Source organism: Streptomyces soli, assembly GCF_003999195.1.
GTDB lineage: Bacteria > Actinomycetota > Actinomycetes > Streptomycetales > Streptomycetaceae > Actinacidiphila > Actinacidiphila soli.
The window spans coordinates 56,232-76,729 of sequence record NZ_RJVR01000179.1; the positions used below are offsets into that span (position 1 = coordinate 56,232).

The 20,498-nt window shown below is 72.5% G+C and carries 19 protein-coding genes; 10 read left to right on the forward strand and 9 right to left on the reverse strand.

The annotated features are described in order from the left end of the window. The 3 genes from EFK10_RS15890 to EFK10_RS15900 all read right to left on the reverse strand — a co-directional run bounded on the left by EFK10_RS15890 (position 1) and on the right by EFK10_RS15900 (position 6,394). Positions 1–3,321, reverse strand: a complete 3,321-nt coding sequence (locus EFK10_RS15890) for a S41 family peptidase (protein ID WP_127356344.1) — start codon at positions 3,319–3,321, stop codon at positions 1–3. Positions 3,322–3,419: 98 nt separating this feature from the next. After that, entirely contained in the window at positions 3,420–4,592 is a 1,173-nt protein-coding gene (locus EFK10_RS15895; protein WP_127356345.1) for a serine hydrolase domain-containing protein, read from the reverse strand. Between the two features lie 143 nt (positions 4,593–4,735). Continuing rightward, positions 4,736–6,394, reverse strand: coding sequence for an FAD-binding dehydrogenase (locus EFK10_RS15900; protein WP_127356346.1), 1,659 nt, complete (start codon positions 6,392–6,394; stop codon positions 4,736–4,738). Positions 6,395–6,645: 251 nt separating this feature from the next. Here EFK10_RS15900 and EFK10_RS15905 point away from each other — a divergent pair, with 251 nt between their 5' ends. Continuing rightward, entirely contained in the window at positions 6,646–7,659 is a 1,014-nt protein-coding gene (locus EFK10_RS15905; protein ID WP_240677245.1) for an ATP-grasp domain-containing protein, read from the forward strand. A 46-nt stretch (positions 7,660–7,705) separates the two neighbouring features. Here EFK10_RS15905 and EFK10_RS48700 read toward each other — a convergent pair whose 3' ends face one another. From EFK10_RS48700 to EFK10_RS15920, 4 genes are all read right to left on the reverse strand, one after another. Further along, a complete protein-coding gene (locus EFK10_RS48700; RefSeq protein ID WP_206305468.1) occupies positions 7,706–7,852 on the reverse strand; it encodes a hypothetical protein in 147 nt (48 codons plus the stop codon). Positions 7,853–7,968: 116 nt separating this feature from the next. Next, on the reverse strand, positions 7,969–8,814 hold the full coding sequence (locus tag EFK10_RS15910) for a DMT family transporter (RefSeq protein WP_127356348.1): 846 nt from the start codon (positions 8,812–8,814) through the stop codon (positions 7,969–7,971). Next, on the reverse strand, positions 8,811–9,299 hold the full coding sequence (locus EFK10_RS15915; protein WP_127356349.1) for a YbaK/EbsC family protein: 489 nt from the start codon (positions 9,297–9,299) through the stop codon (positions 8,811–8,813). The genes EFK10_RS15910 and EFK10_RS15915 overlap by 4 nt, the downstream gene beginning before the upstream one ends. Positions 9,300–9,374: 75 nt before the next feature. Next, positions 9,375–10,988 carry a penicillin-binding transpeptidase domain-containing protein gene (locus EFK10_RS15920; protein WP_127356350.1) on the reverse strand — a complete coding sequence of 538 codons (1,614 nt, stop codon included), beginning with the start codon at positions 10,986–10,988 and terminating at the stop codon, positions 9,375–9,377. 154 nt (positions 10,989–11,142) lie between these two features. On the opposite strand from EFK10_RS15920, the gene EFK10_RS15925 reads away from it, so the two are divergent. Genes EFK10_RS15925 through EFK10_RS15935 form a run of 3 tightly spaced genes read left to right on the forward strand, consistent with a single transcriptional unit; the run spans position 11,143 to position 12,247 of the window. Continuing rightward, positions 11,143–11,670: a GNAT family N-acetyltransferase gene (locus EFK10_RS15925; RefSeq protein WP_127356351.1), complete on the forward strand. Its 528-nt coding sequence runs from the start codon at positions 11,143–11,145 to the stop codon at positions 11,668–11,670. Beyond that, a complete protein-coding gene (locus tag EFK10_RS15930) occupies positions 11,667–11,927 on the forward strand; it encodes a hypothetical protein (RefSeq protein WP_127356352.1) in 261 nt (86 codons plus the stop codon). The genes EFK10_RS15925 and EFK10_RS15930 overlap by 4 nt, the downstream gene beginning before the upstream one ends. Further along, entirely contained in the window at positions 11,885–12,247 is a 363-nt protein-coding gene (locus tag EFK10_RS15935; protein WP_127356353.1) for a hypothetical protein, read from the forward strand. Before EFK10_RS15930 ends, EFK10_RS15935 begins: the two co-directional genes overlap by 43 nt. A gap of 15 nt (positions 12,248–12,262) precedes the next feature. On the opposite strand, the gene EFK10_RS15940 is transcribed toward EFK10_RS15935, so the two are convergent. Next, on the reverse strand, positions 12,263–14,044 hold the full coding sequence (locus EFK10_RS15940) for a dolichyl-phosphate-mannose--protein mannosyltransferase (protein WP_240677246.1): 1,782 nt from the start codon (positions 14,042–14,044) through the stop codon (positions 12,263–12,265). 58 nt (positions 14,045–14,102) lie between these two features. Here EFK10_RS15940 and rsmI point away from each other — a divergent pair, with 58 nt between their 5' ends. From rsmI to EFK10_RS15970, 6 genes are all read left to right on the forward strand, one after another. Then, the gene (gene rsmI / locus EFK10_RS15945) at positions 14,103–14,996 is read left to right on the forward strand and encodes a 16S rRNA (cytidine(1402)-2'-O)-methyltransferase (protein ID WP_127356355.1); all 894 of its coding nucleotides are present in this window, start codon (positions 14,103–14,105) and stop codon (positions 14,994–14,996) included. Positions 14,997–15,271: 275 nt separating this feature from the next. Then, positions 15,272–15,649 (forward strand): hypothetical protein, encoded by a 378-nt coding sequence (locus tag EFK10_RS15950; protein WP_127356356.1) that lies wholly within the window; start codon positions 15,272–15,274, stop codon positions 15,647–15,649. 23 nt (positions 15,650–15,672) lie between these two features. After that, positions 15,673–16,560: a TatD family hydrolase gene (locus EFK10_RS15955; protein ID WP_127356357.1), complete on the forward strand. Its 888-nt coding sequence runs from the start codon at positions 15,673–15,675 to the stop codon at positions 16,558–16,560. A gap of 199 nt (positions 16,561–16,759) precedes the next feature. Then, positions 16,760–17,965 carry a ubiquitin-like domain-containing protein gene (locus tag EFK10_RS15960; protein ID WP_456318729.1) on the forward strand — a complete coding sequence of 402 codons (1,206 nt, stop codon included), beginning with the start codon at positions 16,760–16,762 and terminating at the stop codon, positions 17,963–17,965. Continuing rightward, positions 17,962–18,837, forward strand: a complete 876-nt coding sequence (gene rsmA, locus EFK10_RS15965; RefSeq protein ID WP_127356359.1) for a 16S rRNA (adenine(1518)-N(6)/adenine(1519)-N(6))-dimethyltransferase RsmA — start codon at positions 17,962–17,964, stop codon at positions 18,835–18,837. Before EFK10_RS15960 ends, rsmA begins: the two co-directional genes overlap by 4 nt. Positions 18,838–19,032: 195 nt before the next feature. Then, the gene (locus EFK10_RS15970) at positions 19,033–19,989 is read left to right on the forward strand and encodes a 4-(cytidine 5'-diphospho)-2-C-methyl-D-erythritol kinase (RefSeq protein ID WP_127356360.1); all 957 of its coding nucleotides are present in this window, start codon (positions 19,033–19,035) and stop codon (positions 19,987–19,989) included. A gap of 6 nt (positions 19,990–19,995) precedes the next feature. Here EFK10_RS15970 and EFK10_RS15975 read toward each other — a convergent pair whose 3' ends face one another. Beyond that, positions 19,996–20,415, reverse strand: a complete 420-nt coding sequence (locus tag EFK10_RS15975; protein WP_127356361.1) for a nuclear transport factor 2 family protein — start codon at positions 20,413–20,415, stop codon at positions 19,996–19,998. Positions 20,416–20,498 lie beyond the last annotated feature (83 nt).

Below are 20,498 nucleotides of genomic sequence, written 5' to 3' on the forward strand. Positions count from 1 at the left end.
TCAGGTGCGTCGCGGGGGGAGTGGGGGGCGGCGGCGGTCGGGGCGGTCGGAGAGGTCGGGCGGGGTGGAGGCGGGGTGCTTCTTCAGCAGATCGAGTGCTGTGCGGACTGCGACGTCCATCTCGATGTGGCGGCCCTCCGCCCAGTCCAACGGCGTGCGCAGGGAGGGGATGTCGGGCTCGACGCCGTAGTTCTCGACGGACCAGCCGTAGTGGTCGAACCAGGCCGCGTTCATCGGGACCGTGATGATCGTGCCGTCGCCGAGCTTGTGGCGGCCGGTCATGCCGACGACACCGCCCCACGTACGCGTGCCGACGACCGGGCCGAGGGCGAGGAGCTTGAAGGCGGTGGTGATCATGTCGCCGTCACTGGACGTCGCTTCGTCGCAGAGGGCGACGATGGGGCCGCGCGGGGCATTGCTGGCGTAGGAGACGGGCTCGGCGTTGCGCGTGTGGTCCCAGCCGAGGATCTTGCGGGTGAGCTTCTCGACGACCAGCTCGCTGATGTGGCCGCCGGCATTGCCGCGTACGTCGACGATGAGTGAGGGGAGGGCGACTTCCATGCGCAGGTCGCGGTTGAACTGCGCCCAGCCCGAGCCGCCCATGTCAGGGATGTGGAGGTAGCCGCACTGGCCGTCGCTCATCTCCCGTACGACCTCGCGGCGTTTGGCGACCCAGTCCTGGTAGCGCAGCGGCCGTTCGTCGATGAGCGGGACGACAGCGACCCGGCGGGGCGGCCCCTCGGGCGAGGCGAAGGTCAGCTCGACCGTCGTACCGCCCGCCGCGGCGAGCAGCGGCGCCGGGCCGGCGACGGGGTCGACCGGGCGGCCGTCGACATGGGTGAGGGCGGCGCCCTCGCGGATACCGGTGCCGGCGAGCGGGGAGCGGGCCTTGGAGTCGGAGGACTCGCCGGGCAGGATGCGGGACAGGACCCACGAACCGTCCTTGCCATGCGTGAAGTTGGCGCCGAGCAGCCCGATGGGACGCTGGTAGTGCGCCGGTCCCTCGTTGCGCCGGGCCGGCGACACGTACGCGTGCGACGTGCCCAGCTCGCCGAACACCTCGCGGAGCAGGTCCGCGAACTCGTCCGGGGACGCGACCCGTTCGACCAGCGGACGGTACTGGGCCAGGACGGCCGGCCAGTCGATCCCGCACATGTCGGGGGCCCAGAAGTAGTCGCGGATGATGCGGCCCGCCTCGTCGAAGGACTGCCGCCACTCGGCGGCCGGGTCGGCCTCGTGGAGGATGCGGCGCATGTCGATGTAGACGGTGGAGTCGAGATCGCCGAGCTCGTTCGCGGGGACGGCGGTCAGTTCCCCCTCGTCGTACACGACCAGGCGGGTGCCGTCGCCGCTGACCCGGTACCAGTCCATGTGGTGGACCAGCTCGGTCCGCTTGGACTTGGCCAGGTCGAAGAACTCCAGGCTCGGACGGGCCGACGGGTCCGCCGGGTTGACGAAGGTCTCGCCCAGCGCGCCCGAGATCGGCCAGCGCAGCCAGACGACACCGCCGCGTACGGGTTCCAGCGACGAGTACTTCGACGCCGGCACCGGGAACGGCGTCACCCGGCTCGGCAGGCCCTCCGCCTCCACCGCGACCGGGCCGCTGCCGGTCTCGACCGGGTCGAGGCCGCCGACGGCCGGGCGGCCCTCGACGGGCAGCGCGAAGGGCGACGGCGTCACGGAGTTGAGCGGTACGAGGTAGGGGCGGCAGCCCAGCGGGAAGGACAGGTCGCCGGTGTGGACGTCGTACACCGGGTCGAAGCCGCGCCAGGACAGAAAGGCGAGATAGCGGCCGTCGCGGGTGAAGACGGGCTGCTCGTCCTCGAAACGGCCGTTCGTGACGTCGATGACGGTGCCGTCCGCGAGCTTCGCGATCCTGATCATGCGCAGCGAGCGGCCGATACCCGGGTGCGACCACGCCAGCCACGCCGAGTCGGGCGAGAACGCCAGGTCCCGGACCGGGCCGTTCGTGGACTTGGCCAGCTCCGTCACCTCGCCCTTGCCGTCCTCGACGGCGGCGTCGACGAGGAGCAGCCGCCCGTCGTTGGCCGCCACCGCGAGGGTCTCGCCGTCCGGCGACGAGATCAGCTCATGGACCCGGCCCAGCTTGCCGACCGCCAACCGCCGTCCGCCGCTGCCGCACGACGGCCGCGTGGGCTCGGCGCCTTCGGCCGCCCCGGCGTCGGCCGCCGGTGTCGCCGCCGGCTCTGTCCGGACTGCCGCCCGCCCCGGCAGGTCGGCGATCTCGATCGCGTCCTCGCCCTCCGCGTCCGTGACGAAGGCGATGCGCCCGGTCTCGCCCAGCATCTCCGGCAGCCGGATGCGGGCGCCCGGCTCGTCGGCGATCGTCCGGGCCGGGCCGTCCCGGTGGGTCAGCCAGTAGAGGCTGCCGCGTACGCAGACCGCGCTGGCGCGGCCCGTACGGTCACAGGCGACCGCGTCCAGATAGGAGGCGGCCGGCACCTGGTACGGGCGCCGCCCGGCCCGCGGGCCGCCCAGCCTCACGTCGAGGCGGCGGGGGAGGGCGTCCGGGTCGGAGAGGGCGTCGACGAGCCAGATCTCGCCCGCGCACTGGTAGACGACGCGGGAGCCGTCGGTGGCCGCGCTGCGGGCGTAGAAGTCGGCGTGGTCGGTGTGGCGTCGCACGTCCGAGCCGTCGGCCGCGCACGAGTACAGATTCCCCACGCCTTCGTGGTCGGACAGGAACGCGATCCGGTCCCCCACGAACATCGGCGCCTCCAGATGCCCCCCGAGGTCCGGCACCAGCCGCTCCCCATGCAGCCACAGCCGCCCCATCGCCCCGCCCCGGTACCGCTTCCAGGCCGCCGGCTCGTGCGGCGGCGTCCCGCTGAGCAGAAGCGTGCGGTGCTCGCCGTCCACGTCGCGTACGGCGATGTCCGAGACCGGGCCCCACGGCAGGCGGCCGCCGGGGCTGCCGTCTGTGGGGACGTTGTAGGCCCACGAGAAGTACGAGAACGGCTGACCGTGGGAGGAGACGGCGAGGATCTGGCCGTCCGGGTTCCAGCCCCGTACCCGGGTATCGAAGCTGCCCCAGTACGTCAGCCGCCGCGCCGGCCCGCCGTCCACCGGCGCGAGGTGGATCTCCGGGTCCAGGCTCCGCCAGTTCGTGAACGCGATCGCCGCCCCGTCCGGCGAGAACCGCGGGTGCCCGACCCGCGTCCGGTCCGCGGTAATCCGCCACGCCCGGCCGGGCGACGCCCCGGGCGGCCCCAGCGGGGCGACCCAGATATCGTCCTCGGCCGCGAAGCACAACAGATCGCCGTGGACATGCGGAAACCGGAGATACGCGGCGTCGCTCACCTAACCCATGGTTCGCGGCACCGGAAGCCCGGGCAACTCGGGCGGCCACCGACCGCGCGGACGCGACCTTCTCCGTCGGCCACGGAGCCGGCCCGCAGCTACAGGCACACCCGCACCGCGCGCACCAGCGCCTGGGCGCGGGGGTCTGCCGTGACATTGCGCTGCATGCCGTTGGTGACGTAGCCGAAGCCGATGCCGGCCCCCGGGTCGGCGAAGGCGAGGGAGCCGCCGCGGCCGGGGTGGCCGAAGGAGCCGGGGGAGAGGAAGGGGGAGGCGGGGCCGTGCAGCATGTAGCCGAGGCCGAAGCGGGTGTTGACGACCAGGACGCGGTCCGGGCCGTCCGACTCGATGGTGCGGGCGGCGGTGAGGGTGGCCGGGGCGAAGAGTTTGCGGCCGCCTTCCGATACGTCCCCGACGAGGGCGGCGTAGAAGCGGGCCAGCGACCGGGCGGTGGCGATACCGGCGGAGGCGGCCAGCTCGGCGGCCCGGTAGGCGGGGTCGTTCTCGTCGGGCCGCGGGTCGATGACGCCGAAGGCCCGCCGGGTGAGAGAGCCCGGGTCGGCGTACGCGTCGGCCACCGCGCGCTTGGGCCGGGCCTTCAGTCCCTGCCCGGCCGGGGCGGGCGGCGGCTCGACGGGGGCGAGGCGGCCCACGCGGTGCGCCTGCTCCGGCGGCAGGCCGATCCACAGGTCCAGGCCGCCGAGCGGACGGGCGATCTCCTGCTCGACGAACCGGCCTATGGACCGGCCGCTCGCCCGCAGCACCAGCTCCCCGAGCAGCCAGCTGTACGTCACGGCGTGGTACCCGTGGTCCGCCCCCGGCGCCCACAGTGGCGTCTGCGCGGCCACCGCGCGCGCCCCGCTGACCCCGTCCACGGCCTGCGCGGGCGTCAGCGGCGTGTCCAGCGCCGGTACGGCGGCACGGTGCGCCAGCGCGTCGCGTACGGTGACCCGTTCCTTGCCGTGCGCCTTGAACTCCGGCCAGTACGAGCCCACCGGCGCGTCCAGGTCCAACTGCCCGCGCTGGTGCAGCAGGAGCAGGCAGGCCGCAGCGACCCCCTTCGTGGCGGACCGGACGACCTGAGCGGTGTCCTGTTCCCAGGGAGCCGTGCCCTCCGGGTCCGCGACCCCGGCGTACAGGTCCACGACCTTCCGGCCGTCCCGGTACAGGGCAACGGCTGCGCCGCGCTCGCCCAGCGCCTCGAAATTGCGTACAAACGCATCCCGGACCGGCTCGAACCCGTCCGCCACCGTCCCGTGGACGTCCACCATGTCCCCGTGCTCCTGCCCTCGCCGACTCCCTCCATGGTGCACGCACCGCCCCCGGCGCAGGCGCCGGGGGCCGTGACAGTCGCGTAAACCGTCCGGAAGCCGCCTACCGGGCGGGGTACGCGTTCCTCAGCAGCTCCGGGAACCTACCCGGCGCAGGCGGCACCGGCCGCTCGCCCGGCCGCGCGGCCGGAGAAGATGCAGCCGCCGAGGAAGGTGCCCTCGAGGGAGCGGTAGCCATGGACGCCGCCGCCGCCGAAGCCGGCTGCTTCGCCGGCGGCGTAGAGGCCCGGGAGGGGATCCCCGGAGGCGGTGAGGACGCGGGAGTCGAGGTCGGTTTCCAGGCCGCCGAGGGACTTGCGGGTGAGGATGTTGAGCCGTACGGCGATGAGCGGGCCGGCCTTGGGATCGAGGAGGCGGTGCGGGGTGGCGGTGCGGATCAGCTTGTCGCCGAGGTAGTTGCGGGCCCCGCGGATGGCGGTGACCTGGAGGTCCTTCGTGAAGGTGTTGGCGATCTCGCGGTCGCGGGCCTCGATCTCGCGCCGCAGTGCGCTCTCGTCGATGAGGGTGTCCTTGGTGATCGCGTTCATGCCGCGCACCAGGGCAGCGAGATCCTGCTCGACGACGAAGTCGGCGCCGTGCTCCTTGAAGGCCTCGACCGGTCCCGGCGCGCCCGGAAGCGCGCGCTTGAGGACCTCGCGGACGCTCTTGCCGGTCAGGTCGGGGTTCTGCTCGGAGCCGGAGAGGGCGAACTCCTTCTCGATGATCTTCTGGGTGAGGACGAACCAGGTGTACTCGTAGCCCGTCGTCATGATGTGTTCGAGCGTGCCGAGCGTGTCGAAGCCCGGGAAGAGCGGCACCGGAAGCCGCTTGCCGGTGGCGTCCAGCCAGAGGGAGGAGGGGCCGGGGAGGATGCGGATGCCGTGGCGGGCCCAGATGGGGTTCCAGTTCTCGATGCCCTCGGTGTAGTGCCACATGCGGTCGCGGTTGATGTGGTGGGCGCCGGCCTCCTCGGCGATGCCGAGCATCAGGCCGTCCACGTGAGCCGGGACGCCGGACAGCAGCTTCTCCGGGGGCGTCCCGAGCCGTGCCGGCCAGCTCTGGCGTACGAGGTCGTGGTTGCCGCCGATGCCGCCGGAGGTGACGATGACGGCCTGCGCGGAGAGCTCGAAGTCGGAGGCGACCTCGCGGGAGCTGGCCTGGCCGCGGTCCGCGTCGCTGGGCACGAGCACCTCGCCGGTGATGCCGGTGACCGTGCCGTCCGTCGTGGTCAACGCGGTGACCCGGTGCCGGAAGCGCAGCTCGACCCGGCCGCGCGCGACCGCCTCGCGCACCCGGCGGTCGAAGGGGGCGACGATGCCGGGGCCGGTACCCCAGGTGATGTGGAAGCGGGGCACCGAGTTGCCGGGGCCGGTGGCCAGGAAGCCGCCGCGCTCGGCCCAGCCGACGACGGGGAAGAACCGTACGCCGCGCTCGTGCAGCCAGCTGCGCTTCTCGCCGGCCGCGAAGTCGACGTACGCCTCGGCCCACTTGCGCGGCCAGCGGTCCTCGTCGCGGTCGAAGCCGGCGGTGCCCATCCAGTCCTGGAGGGCGAGTTCACGGCTGTCCTTGATCCGCATCCGGCGCTGCTCGGGCGAGTCGACCAGGAACAGCCCGCCGAAGGACCAGAACGCCTGGCCGCCCATGGAGGCCTCCGGCTCCTGGTCCACCAGGATCACCTTGCGGCCCGCGTCGGCCAGCTCGGCGGTCGCGACAAGCCCGGCCAGGCCGGCTCCGACGACGATGACGTCCGCGTCCTGCGTCATGGATGTGCCCGCCCCTTCACCTTCGCGTGTGTGACGAAAGAACGCTACGGTACCGGCCGGTAATCAGGCGAGAGCGCAGCCTTTTCCCACCGGCGTTGATGTTGAAACGTCACCGCAACGCAATGCCGCTAACATCACCCCTCACACCTGATCATGTCCGGCCGGCAGGCCGGCATGAGCCGCCCCGAGGGGAGCCCGCGATCGCCATACGCATTTGGCTCAGCAGTGCCGGAGTAGCCACCTCCGAAGTCATGCGAATGCTTCGCGACAACCCCGAAGCCGCGCCCGTCCGCATCTACGGCACCAACGTCGATCCCGGCGCCCCCGCGCTCATGGCTGCCGACACCGGGGAGGTCGAGCCCCGACGCGTCGGGAGCGACGACTACGCAGAATTCGCCCTCGACTTCGCGCGCCGGCACTCCATAGATGTGCTCATCCCGCCCCGCCGCCTCGACGCCCTGGCCGCGCGAGTGGACGACTTCGCCGCGATCGGCACCAAGGTCATGTGCTCCCCGGCAGCCTCGATCGACACCCTGACCAGCAAGTCACGTACGTACGAAGCCGCCCGCGCGGCCGGCATCCCCGTCCCCGACTGGCGGGTCGTACGCGACGCGGCCGGCCTGCGGCAGGCCGTCGCCGAGCTCTCGGCCGACGGCAGCGCGGTCTGCGTCAAGCCGGCCGGCGAGTACTCCGCCTTCGGCTTCCGCATCCTCGACGACAGTCCGCTCAGCCTCTCCGACCTGCTGGCCCCGCCCCGGCCGGTCGCCTCGGTCGCGGCCGTGGCCGACGCGCTGACCCGCGCCGAGGACGAGGGCGAGACGGTCCCCAAGCTCATCGTGATGCCCTACCTCGACGGCCCCGAGGTCAGCGTCGACTGCCTCTCCGCCCCCGGCGGCGCCCTCCTGACCGGCATCGCCCGTGCCAAGCAGGGCCGTTACCGCATCCTCCTCGACGACCCGGTCTACGTCGGCATCGCGCGCCAGGTCGTCGACCACTTCGGCCTCGCCTACCTGTCGAACGTCCAGCTCCGCCACTGGCACGGCCGCCCGATGCTGCTGGAGGCCAACCCCCGTCCGTCGGCCGGCATCTTCCAGACCGCCTACACCGGCGTCAACCTCCCCTGGGCCGCCGTCCGGCTGCTCCTGTCCGGCTCGGCCGGCCCCCTGGCCGACCCCTGGCTCGGCGGCCGCATCGCCATCACGGAGACGGCGACTCCGGTCGTGGAGCGGGTGCCGCTGGCTGTCGTACAGGAAAGCGTCGCGTAGGCCCGGCCCGCTCAGGGCGGGGCCCACGGCCCGGCCCGCCCAGCCGCTAGCCCAGCCGGCCGCTCTTGTCGCGTCGAAAGTGGCTCATCCACGACACGTCGTGCGACCAGCTTCCCGGTGCCCCGATCTCCCAGGCGTCCACATCGCGCTGGGTGTCCCTGGAATCGCCGTACATCCGGCTCGCGTCACGCACCCGCGAGCCATGGCGTCGTACCCGCCGGTCACAGGCCGCGCCACACGAGTGCAACGCCGCCGACAGGCACCACAACCAAGAGCCATCCCATGCTCAGAAGCATGAGGCCCCAGCGCTCAACCGCTGTGCAACATCAGACCGATGCCCGCCACCACAAGCGCCGCCGCCACGATCCGGGGCCGTCCGAAACGCTCCTTGAACAGGACCGCCCCGATCAGCGCCCCCGCGATGATCGAGGTCTCGCGCAGCGCGGCGATCGGCGCCAGCTCCGCACGCGTCTGGGCCCACAGGACCAGGCCGTACGCGAGGACGGACAGCCCTCCGCCCAGCAGCCCGCGCACCGCCACCGGGCGCAGTTGGGGGAGCAGTTCACCGCGCCGCACGGCCAGCGCGGTCAGCGGAATCAGGGTGCCCTGGAGGAGGAGCAGCCAGGCGATGTAGCCGAGCGCCGTGCCGGAGGTGCGGACACCGACGCCGTCCGTCACCGTGTACCCGGCGATGGTCAGCCCGGTGCCGATCGCGGCGGCGACCGCCGGCCACTGCTGCCGTTTGCCGCGCATGCCCCACAGGGCGGCGCCGGCCAGGCCGACGGAGGCGACCAGGACCCCCGTCACCTGCCAGACGTCCGGGATCTCGCCGATGAAGGCGGCGGCCAAAATGGTCACGACCAGCGGGGCGATGCCGCGCGCGATGGGGTAGACCTGCCCGAAGTCGCCCAGGCTGAAGGACTTCATCAGCAGGTACTGGTACGCCATGTGAATCGCCACCGACGCGAGCAGATACGGCCACGCCCCGCCGGCCGGAAGCGGTGCGAAGGGCGCGATCACCGCCGCGCAGAGCGCGCCGCCCGTGCCCACCAGGGTGAAGGCGACGAGCTGGTCCTTGATGCCGTGCGCGATGGCGTTCCAGCTGGCGTGCGTGACCGCCGCGACCAGGACGGCCGTGGCGACGAGCGGCGTCACACGGCCCCGTCGCGCTCGCGCACATCGACGACCGTCGCCCCGGCGTGCCTGACCACCTCGTCCGGCGCCATCGGGAACACGGTGTGCGGCGTCCCGGCGGCCGCCCACACCGTCGCGTGCGCCAGAAGGCCCCGGTCGGCCAGCACTGTCGTCCGCGTACGGTGCCCGAAGGGCGGTACGCCGCCGATGGCGTAGCCGGTCGTCGCCCGCACCAGTTCCGCGTCGGCCCGGCGCACGCGCGCGGCGCCCAACTCCGCCCGTACGAGCTCCGTGTCGACCCGCGAGGCGCCGTCCACCAGCACCAGCACCGGCGTGCCGTCCGCCTCGAAGATCAGCGACTTCACGATCTGGCCGAGGCCGCACCCGATCGCCTCGGCCGCCTGCGCGGCGGTGCGCGTGGCGTCGGGGAAGGCGCGTACGGGGACGTCGAGCCCCAGCGTGCGAAGGGCTTCGGCGAACTGCGGATGCGGCTGCGGCGGTGACATGGGCCCGACGCTACTCAGGGACCCGTGTCACCGCCATCGACTTACCGCCGGGGCCACCGAAGGCCGCAGGGCCGTTTACGACGCCTTGAGCACCGACGCCACGATCGGCCCCGCCGAATCCCCGCCGTGGCCGCCTTGCTGGACCACCCCGGCCGCGGCGACGTCGTCCCGGTACGCCGTGAACCAGCCGTTCGGCTTGTCCTGCCCGCCGACCTCCGCCGAGCCCGTCTTCGCCCCGACGTACGTCCCGTACACGCCCCGCATCGCCTGCGCCGCCGTCCCGCTCTGCGCGGTGAGCCGCATCATCGACCGCAACTGCTGCGCGGCGACCGGCTTCAGTGAGCGCGAGGCCTTGGCGATCGTCCCGTCGATCAGCTTCGGGTCGACGATCACCGGCTGGTGGAAGTAACCCGTGCGGGCGGTCGCGGCGATCGACGCCATGTTGAGCGGGTCCATCTCGATCTGGCCCTGCCCGATCATCTCGGCGGCCTTCTCGTCGCCGCTGCCGCCGGGCACGCTGCCGTCGAAGGTCGAGACGCCGGTGTTCCACTCCGGGCCGATGCCGAAGACGTCGCGGGCCTCGGTGGTGAGCGCGGAGTCGTCGATCTTGCCGGTCAGGGAGATGAAGGCCGTGTTGCACGACGAGGCGAAGTCGCCCGCGAAGGTGGCCGCCATGTTCGACTCGTGCTCCACGTTGTGGAAGAGCTGCCCCTGGTTGTAGTTGGCCTGCGCGGGGCACGCCAGTGGCTCGTTGGGGCTCGCGAGGCCCTTCTCCAGCAGTGTCGCAGCCGTCACGATCTTGAAGGTCGACCCCGGGGCCAGCTTGCCCTGCAGCGCGGTGTTGAAGCCGGTCCCGGGGTTGTTGGCCACCGCCAGGATCTTGCCCGTACTGGCCTGCAACGCCACCACCGACGAACTGGCGCGGTTCTTCACGGCCTTCTCCGCGGCCGCCTGTATCCCGGCGTCGAGCGTCGTCCGCAGCTTGCCGCCCTTGCCCTTGCTCAGGACGTGCAGGGTCTCGCCGGCGTCCCCGCCGTCATTCGTATTGATCCACGTCTCGACGCCGGGCGTGCCGCCGAGCTGCGCCCCGTAGCGGTCCCTCAGTTGCCCGAACACCGCGCCCAAGGAGGGGTAGTCGGCCGCGTCCATCGTCTTGCCGTTGCGGTCGAGTACGTCCACCGGCGGAGCGCCCGCCACGCCCGTCTCCAGGTACTCGCCCGTCGTGAGCTTCGGGTGCACCACGGACGCCTTCCAGTCCACCAGCGCCCTACCCGTCGTCAGCCCGCGGGTCACCGTCAGCGACGAGTCGTACGTCCACGTCGACCGCTTGCCCTTGTACGACAACGTTGCCTTGACCTTGAACGGCACCTCGTCGCCCGCCGCCGTCCCCGCCGTCAGCTTCACCGTCGCCACGTGGGTCTTGTCCTTGTAGTCGGTCAGCGCGGTGTCCGCCGTCGTCGCGTCGTTCGTCAACGCGGCCGCCGCCGTGTCGTCCCCCTTGGCCCACGCCGCCAGGAACTCCTTCGCCGTCGTCCGTACCTCGTCCGCCGTCACCGGTCCCGTCTGGATCGGTGCCGGTGAGTTCGAGCCGGCCAGGCCCTCGTACAGATTGAACGCCCCGTACCCCGCTGTCCCCACCATCGCGGCCAACACCCCGCCCACGATGCCTGTCTTCACCCCTCGGCGCATGGCACCGATCCCTCCCCGGACCCCATTTTTTGAACTTGTTCAAAACGTTGCGATGCAACCGCACTCTATACACACCAGGAGGCGAACAGGGGAACGGAAGGGAAATCCGAAATCTTGGTTGAGCCCGAACCGGGCAGTCTCTACCGTCCCGGACATGTCCCTACGCCTCGAGCACCCCGCGGACCATCCGGCCGTACGCGACCTCCACCGCCGTGCCTTCGGCCCCGAGCACGGCCCTGTCGTCGCCGCCCTCGCCGACGCCCTGCGCCCTGCTTCCGCGCTCTCCCTCGTCGCGGAGGACCATGGCGAGGCGGTCGGCCACGTCATGTTCACCCCCGCCCTCCTCGACGCCCCCCGCCGCCTGGTCGACGTCCAGGTCCTCAGCCCCCTCGCCGTCTCCCCCGACCACCAGAAGCGCGGCATCGGCTCCGCCCTTGTCCGCCACGGCCTCGACGCCCTCGCCGAACTCGGCGCCCCCCTGGTCTTCCTGGAAGGCGACCCCGCCTACTACTCCCGTCTCGGCTTCACCCCCGGCGCCGAACTCGCCTTCCGCAAGCCCTCCCTCCGCATCCCCGACCCCGCCTTCCAGGTCTACCGCCTCCCCGCCTACGAACCCTGGATGACCGGCACCCTCGTCTACCCCCACACCTTCTGGCAGCACGACTGCGTAGGCCTCCGATGACCTGGCAGCCCCTCTGCCTCTCCCTCTTCCGCCGCATCCACGCCGACCTGGTCGCCTCCATCGACGCGCCCGGGCAACGCGTCGCCTGGCTCGCCTGGCACATCGCCCGAGGCCAGGACCGCAACCTCTCCGAACTCGCCGGCACCCCCCAACTCTGGCTCTCCGCCAACTGGGCCCACCGCTTCCACCGCCCCCCACCGCCGAGTGGTCCGCGGTGGTCGTCGTCGCCGCCGCCGACCTCGAGATGGTCCAGGTGACGCGGACCTCGCCGCGAGGCCAGGAAGCGGTGCTGGAGTACCGGCACGAATGGCTGGCGCAGATGGTCACACACCCTGAGGCGAACACCCGTGGCGCCTGGCTGGACTGGCGGGATGGACGGATCGTCGTCAAGAATCCCGACGACGTCCTGATCGCCAAGATGCGTGACATCGCTCTGAAGCTGGGAGCCAATGTCCAGGGCGATTACGGCGAGCGGTACGAGCGACCGCCCGCGCACCCGTCCCGGAGCGATGCAACGCGCACTGGGCCGCCAGCACGAGCCGCACCGAAGTGGGCCTACGTCCTGGCGGCCCAGTAGAGCCGAACCAGCCGGTCAGATCCAGGTGTCCAGCCACATCCTGGCCCGCCACGAGTCCATCGGGATCGTCATGCCCGTGTACAGCGGGAAGAAGTAGATGAAGTTCCAGACGATCAGCAGGACCAGCGTGCCTGCGCCTACGGCGCCCCACATGCGGCGGCGTTCGGTGGAGCCGGGGGGGCCGAGGATGGCGCCGAGCATCATGGCGAGGGCGAGGCAGAGGAAGGGGAGGAAGACGACGGCGTAGAAGAGGAAGATCGTGCGCTGCTGGTACATGAACCAGGGGAGGTAGCCGGCGGCGATGCCGCAGAGGATGGCGCCGGCGCGCCAGTCGCGGCGGAAGGCCCAGCGGTAGAGGACGTAGAGGAGGGCGAAGCAGGCGGACCACCAGAGGAGGGGGGTGCCGATGCCGAGGACTTCGCGGGCGCAGCCGGCGGTGGCGGTGCAGCCGTCGGAGCCGTATTTGGGGGACTCGTAGAAGTACGAGACGGGGCGGCCGAGGACGAGCCAGGACCAGGGGTTGGACTGGTATGTGTGGGGCGAGACCAGGTTGACGTGGAAGTCGTAGACCTGGGACTCGTAGTGCCAGAGGCTGCGGAAGACCTCGGGGACCCAGGTCATTGAGATCTGGGGGAGGGGGATCCGGGCGCCGATGAACGGCAGGGTGAAGTGGTCGGGGGAGAGGCCGGCGCGGCCGTGGGCCCAGGTGCGGTCGTAGCCGCCCTTGGTGAAGAACCAGCCGGTCCAGCTGAGGAGGTACGTGACGACGGCGACCGGCAGCAGAGCCAGGAAGGCCCAGCCGGCGTCCTTGTCCAACGCGGTGATCAAGGGCTGGCGGGCGCCGGCGAGGCGGCGGGCGGAGATGTCCCAGAGGACGGTCATGACGAAGAAGGCCAGGAGGATGTAGAGGCCGTTCCACTTGGTGGCGCAGGCGAGGCCGAGGGAGACGCCGGCGGCGATGCGCCAGGGGCGTAGGCCCAGGGCGGTCCTGGCGACGAGGGTGTTCGGCCGGTCGTCCGGCAGTGCCGCCGCCAGCCGGGCTCGGGCCTGGTCGCGGTCGATGAGCAGGCAGCCGAAGGCGGCGAGCACGAAGAACATGACGACGAGGTCGAGCAGAGCCGTGCGGCTCATGACGTAGTGCAGGCCGTCGACCGCCATCAGGCCGCCGGCCAGGCAGCCGAGCGCCGTGGAGCGGAAGAGGCGGCGGCCGATGCGGCAGAGCATGAGGATGGAGAGCGTGCCGAGGACGGCGACCATGAACCGCCAGCCGAAGGGGTTCAGGCCGAACAGCCACTCGCCGACGCCGATGACCCACTTGCCGACGGGCGGGTGGACGACGTACGAGGCCGTCGGGGAGAGCGGGATGGTCTGGTGGGCGGCGAGGATGGAGTCGTTGGCCTTATCCGTCCAGGAGCCCTCGTAGCCGTACTGGAAGAGTGACCAGGCGTCCTTGGCGTAGTACGTCTCGTCGAATATCACCGCGTGCGGGCTGCCCAGGTTCCAGAAGCGGATGAGGCCCGCGAAGAGCGCGACCAGCAGCGGGCCGCCCCAGCCCGACCAGCGGGCCAGCCGGTCGGCCCGCACCGGGCTGAGGCCGAGCGCGGCCCACAGGCGGGTGCCCGGCTCCGGGTACGGCTGGACCAGGCGGTCGCGCACGTCGGGGCGGGGGCGCGCCATATGGCCGAAGCGGCGCAGGCGGCGCTGCCAGGGGCTCTGCGCGTCCGCCGGCGGGGCGGTTTCGGCCGCGTCCTGGGCGTGCTGCGGCTGCGTCGCGGCGTCAGCGGTGTCACTCGTCACCGGGCCATCGTAGGGAAGGCTGATGTGTGCGCGCTGAGCACGGTGCGAGACTGGCCCAGTGAATAGCTCAGCCGCACCCGAAACCGCCCCCCGAACCGCAGGTGTACTCGTACTGGCGGGGACGCCCATCGGGGACGTGTCGGACGCGCCGCCACGGCTTTCGGCGGAGCTGGCCGGGGCGGATGTGATCGCGGCGGAGGACACGCGACGGCTGCGGCGCTTGACGCAGGCGCTGGGGGTGCACACCACCGGCCGGGTCGTGTCGTACTTCGAGGGCAACGAGTCGGCACGCACCCCGGAGCTGGTGGAGGCGCTGGCGGCCGGATCCCGGGTGCTGCTGGTGACCGACGCCGGGATGCCGTCGGTCTCCGACCCCGGGTACCGGCTGGTGGCCGCGGCCGTGGAGCGGGACATCAAGGTGACGGCGGTGCCGGGCCCGTCGGCCGTGCTGACGGCGCTGGCGCTGTCGGGGCTGCCGGTGGACCGGTTCTGCTTCGAGGGCTTCCTGCCCCGGAAGGCCGGGGAGCGCCGGGCGCGCCTCGCCGAGGTCGCCGGGGAGCGGCGGACGCTGGTGTACTTCGAGGCCCCGCACCGCCTGGACGACACGCTGGCCGCGATGGCGGAGGTCTTCGGGGCCGACCGGCGTGCCGCCGTGTGCCGGGAGCTGACGAAGACGTACGAGGAGGTCAGGCGCGGCCCGCTGAAGGAGCTGGCGGCCTGGGCGGCCGAAGGCGTACGCGGCGAGATCACGGTCGTCGTGGAGGGCGCCCCCGAGCCGGGGCCCGCCGACCTGAACCCGGCGGAGCTGGTGCGGCGGGTACGGGACCGGGAGGCGGCGGGGGAGAGCCGAAAGGAGGCGATCGCGGCGGTGGCGGCGGACGCCGGGCTGCCCAAGCGCGAGGTCTTCGACGCGGTGGTGGCGGCCAAGCGGGAGGTTGCCCCGGGTGCGTGACCCCGGGGCTGCCTGGGCGGCCGACCGGGCGCGTGACCCCGGGCCTGCCTGAGCGCCGCACCGGGCGCGTGACCCGGCGCACGATCGGGAGCACACTGGGTATAAACGCAGCGCTCGGCAAAGGGCTGTCGTGGCCCGAAGGCCTACTTCCCACCTAAAGCCCAAAACTGCCTCAAAACAGCGGAAGCCCTCCTGCGCGAGTGCAGCTCCAGGCGTTTGCTGATAGTGGGAAGTCCCGCACCGGACGCCTCGTCCGGAGGGCAACAGGAGCTGCCATGAGCGAGACCATCGGCACCGAGGAAACCGACACGGGCACGGTTCGGGAGGCGTACGCCTTCGTCTGCATCAGCTGCGGTTTCGGCTGGGAGCAGGCGTACGAGATCCAGCACCACGTGGACCTCCAGAACCACCCGTACGTCACCTACATCGCGGACGGCAAGCGCGTCCCGTCCCCGCTGACCAGGCCGGCCTGCGCGAACTGCGAGGGGCACAAGGTCCGCATCATGCGCGCCGGGCAGGTGTCCGATGTGATCGCCCTCCGGCCGACCCGGATCCCTGAGCAGGCCGTACGGGAGCGCGGGCGCCGCACCCGGCACTGGTCGCCGCTGCACCTTCTCCACCGTAAAAGCAGGGAGGAGAGCGAGTCCGCGTGAGAGCGGGTTTCTAAGATCGGGGCATGTCGCAGTCGCAGAAGAAGGACGACAGGTCCATCGCCCCGCCGCTGCCGGAGCCGCTCGCGGTGCCGGTCGCGGACTCGCACACCCATCTCGATATGCAGGGGGGCACCGTCGAGGCGGCGCTGGCCAAGGCCGCCTCGGTGGGCGTCACGACCGTGATCCAGGTCGGCTGTGACGTCAACGGCTCGCGCTGGGCCGCCGACGCGGCGCAGCAGTACGCGAACGTATGGGCGGCCGTCGCCCTGCACCCCAACGAGGCGCCCCGCATCGTCCACGGCGACCCCGACAGCTGGTCCCGGCAGGGGGCACGGCAGGCGGGCGGGCAGCAGGCGCTGGACGCCGCGCTCGCCGAGATCGACGCGCTGGCCGCGCTGCCGCAGGTGCGGGCGGTCGGGGAGACGGGCCTGGACTACTTCCGCACCGGCCCCGAGGGCGTCGCCGACCAGCAGCTCTCCTTCCGCCGGCACATCGACATCGCCAAGCGGCACGGCAAGGCGCTGGTCATCCACGACCGCGAGGCGCACGCCGACGTCCTGCGCATCCTGGACGAGGAGGGCGCACCGGACCGGGTGGTCTTCCACTGCTACTCCGGCGACGCCGCGATGGCCAAGCTGTGCGCGGACAAGGGCTACTACATGTCCTTCGCCGGCAATGTCACGTACAAGTCCGCCCAGGACCTGCGGGACGCGGTCGCCGTCGCCCCGCCCGAGCTGCTGCTCGTGGAGACCGACGCTCCCTTCCTGACCCCGGTGCCGTACCGCGGCCGGCCCAACGCGCCCTACCTCATTCCGGTCACGGTCCGCGCGATAGCCGCGGCCAGGCGGGTGACGGAGGACGAGTTGGCGGCGGCCCTGGGCGCGAATACGGCTCGCGTATTCGCCTATTGAGGCCGTTCGGTTCGCGACACGGCGTAACCGTACGGCTTTGGAGAGTGACGATTCCTCCGCTAGGGTCCCCGTTCCGATCGTGCCGTACGTACTGGAGCCGGGAGCCGTCGTGAGCAATACGCAGGGCAGTCATCGGACGCAGCCGCGACCTGTGACGGACTGGTCCGCGAGCTTCGCCCCGGACGGGGGCGGCGACAGGCTGCCGCGCCAGGCCGAGTGGTCCGACGGCCCCTTCGTGCCCACCCCCGCCGAGGGCGGTGGCGGCAGGGCCGCGGCGCGCAAGGAGCGGGCGGCGGTGGGGCGGCGGCAGAAGCCGGACGCGCTGCGGCAGTTGCTGCCGCGGGCGCTGGTGGTCGCCTTCCTGGCCGGCGGGACGACCGCCTTCCTGGCCAACGAGAAGTCGGTGCAGCTCAGCGTGGACGGCGAGCCGCGTACGCTGCAAACCTTCGCCGACGACGTGGAAGAAATGCTCGCCCGCCAGGGCGTCGAGGTCGGCGACCACGACATCGTCGCCCCCGGCCGGGACGCCGGCCTCGTGGACGGCGACACGGTGGCCGTCCGCTACGGCCGCCCGGTCTCCCTCACCCTCGACGGCCGACAGCGCCGCCTCTGGACCACCGCCCGCACCGTCGACGAGGCCCTGCGCCAGCTCGGGGTGCGGGCCGACGGCGCGTACCTCTCCGCCTCCCGCAGCGAGCCCATCGGCCGCCACGGCCTCGACCTGGACGTACGCACCGAGCGCACCCTCACCTTCCTGGTCGACGGCCGCGAGCGCGCCATCCGTACGAACGCCGCCACCGTCGGCGAAGCGGTGCGCGAGGCCGGGATCGCCCTGCACGGCCAGGACACCACCTCCGTCGACCCCGACACCTTCCCCCGCGAGGGCCAGACGGTCTCCGTGATGCGGATCAGCGGCAAGGAGGAGGTGCGCGAGGAGCCCATTCCGTACGGGACCGAGCGGCACAAGGACCCCTCGCTGTTCCAGGGCACCACCGCCGTCAACACCCCCGGGGAGCCGGGGCTCCGCCGGGTCACGTACGCCTACCGGACCATCAACGGCGTGAAGCAGAAGCCCAGGCGCATCGCCGAGGAGATCGTCAGCGAGCCCGTCACCCAGGTCGAACGGACCGGCACCCAGACCCCGCCGTCGTCGGTCGAGGGCGCCGACGGGCTCAACTGGCAGGGCCTCGCGCAGTGCGAGGCCGGCGGCCGGCCGAACGCGGTGGACGCCTCGGGGACGTACGGCGGGCTCTACCAGTTCGACGTCGGCACCTGGCACCGCATCGGCGGCAGCGGCCGCCCCCAGGACGCGCCCGCGGCCGAGCAGACCTACCGGGCCAAGAAGCTCTACGTCAGCAGGGGGGCGACTCCGTGGCCTGTCTGCGGCCGTAGGCTTTACCGGTGAGCAGCACTGATCATGATCATCAGGGCGCCCTTCTCGGCCCCGCCGACATCCGCGAACTGGCCGCCGCCCTGGGGGTACGTCCCACCAAGCAGCGCGGCCAGAACTTCGTCATCGACGCCAACACGGTCCGGCGCATCGTCCGCACGGCCGACGTCCGGCCCGAGGACGTCGTGGTCGAGGTCGGCCCGGGGCTCGGCTCGCTGACCCTGGCGCTGCTGGAGGCCGCCGACCGGGTCACCGCCGTCGAGATCGACGACGTCCTCGCCGCCGCCCTGCCGGCCACCATCGCGGCCCGCATGTCCGACCGTGCCTCGCGCTTCGAGCTCGTCCACTCCGACGCCATGCGCGTCCGCGAGCTGCCGGGGCCGCCGCCCACGGCGCTGGTCGCCAACCTCCCGTACAACGTCGCGGTGCCGGTGCTGCTGCACATGCTGGAGACCTTTCCGTCGATCGAGCGCACCCTGGTGATGGTTCAGGCCGAGGTCGCCGACCGGCTCGCCGCCGGTCCCGGGTCCAAGGTCTACGGCGTGCCGTCGGTGAAGGCGGCCTGGTACGCCGAGGTCAAGCGCGCCGGCTCGATCGGGCGCAATGTCTTCTGGCCCGCGCCCAACGTCGACTCCGGACTGGTCTCGCTGGTGCGGCGGACCGAGCCGCTCAAGACCTCCGCGCGGCGAGAGGACGTCTTCGCGGTCGTCGACGCGGCTTTCGCGCAGCGGCGCAAGACGCTTCGGGCTGCCCTGGCGGGATGGGCCGGGTCCCCGGCGGCGGCCGAAGCGGCGCTGGTGGGGGCGGGGGTGTCGCCGCAGGCGCGGGGCGAGGCGCTGACGGTGGAGGAGTTCGCGGCGATCGCGGAGCACGGGTTGGTGCGCTAGGGGCTCCGGGGGCTCCGGGAGCAGTTCCGTGATCGCGCTCCTGCTGATGCATGTGGCCGTCGCGGCGACCGCGGTGACGTGCCGCAAGGTCATGCTGCTGAGCGCGTAGCGGACGCCGCAGGCGTGGTCGGGTCCGCGGGGCTGGGAGAATGGGCCCAAGCCCTTCCGTCCGTCCGTCCGAGGAGTCCCAGCACCGTGACCGCCCCCGTCGTCACCGTCCGCGTCCCCGCGAAGGTCAACGTCCAGCTCGCCGTGGGCCCGCTCCGTCGGGACGGCTTCCACGACCTGGCCAACGTCTTCCTCGCCGTGGGCCTGTACGACGAGGTCACGGTCACGCCCCTGGCCTCCGGCATGGGGGACCCCACGGCCGACAGCCTCCGCCTCACGGTCGAGGGCCCAGACGCGGAGCACGTACCGCTCGACGCGAGCAACCTCGCCGCCCGTGCGGCCATCGCGCTGGCCGGCCGCCACGGCATCGCGCCGGACGTGCACATCCACATCGCCAAGGACATCCCCGTCGCCGGCGGCATGGCCGGCGGCAGCGCGGACGCCGCGGGCGCCCTCCTGGCCTGCGACACCCTCTGGGGCATCGGCTCCACCCGGGAAGAGCTGCTGGCCATCTGCGCCGAGCTGGGCAGCGACGTTCCGTTCAGCCTCGTCGGCGGTGCGGCCCTCGGCCGGGGCCGGGGCGAGATCCTGACGCCGCTGGAGGTGGGCGGCACCTTCCACTGGGTCTTCGCCCTCGCCGACGGCGGCCTCTCCACGCCCGCCGTCTACGCCGAGTGCGACCGGCTCCGCGCCGACACCCGCCCCCTGTCCTCGCCGGGGGGACCCCCAGTCCCCGAGGCCGCCGCCGCCCCCGCCCTGCTCGAAGCCCTCCGCACCGGCGACCCCATCGCCCTCGCCTCCGCCCTCACCAACGACCTCCAGCCCGCCGCCCTCTCCCTCCGCCCCTCCCTCGCCGCCACCCTCCACACCGGCACCCAGGCCGGCGCCCTCGCCTCCCTCGTCTCCGGCTCCGGCCCCACCTGCGCCTTCCTCGCCAAGGACGCCGAATCCGCAACCTCCCTCGCCGCCGCCCTCACCGCCTCCGGCACCTGCCGCGCCGCCCGCGTGACCTCGGCCCCGGCGCGGGGCGCGACGGTGCTGTAGCCCGACTCACCCCTGGAGGCGCTGCGTCTCCGCGCCGATGGGGAGAAACGTGACCCGGCGGGCGAGCAGCCACTCCCCTTCGACCTTACGGAACGTGTCCTCGTAGTGGCCGACATTGGTGGGGAGTTGGGGCGGCAGCATGCCTCCGGTGTAGCCGTCGACGCGGTACGTGGCGAAGTAGGAGGTCGCGGTGGCGGTCGTGGCGGAGTCCACGTCGACCAGGACGTTCGTGCACATCCGGCGCGACAGCCGGTCGGCCGGCCGGGAGCCGAAGTAGGTGCGGAGGGCGCCGCGGCCCTCGATGCGGCGGTCGCCGTGCGGCCACTCCCAGACGCCGTCGGGCATGAAGAGATTGGCGACGCTGCTCGGTTCGCCCAGGTCGAGGCGGCGGATGAAGTCGAGGGCGACTGACGCCCGCGATTGGATGGCGGCGGCCGGCCGGGGTCACCGCCGCGCTGGTGGCCGTCTTCCGGCGCGCGGAGGGCCCGCCGGGGCCCCGGCCGGCCGCC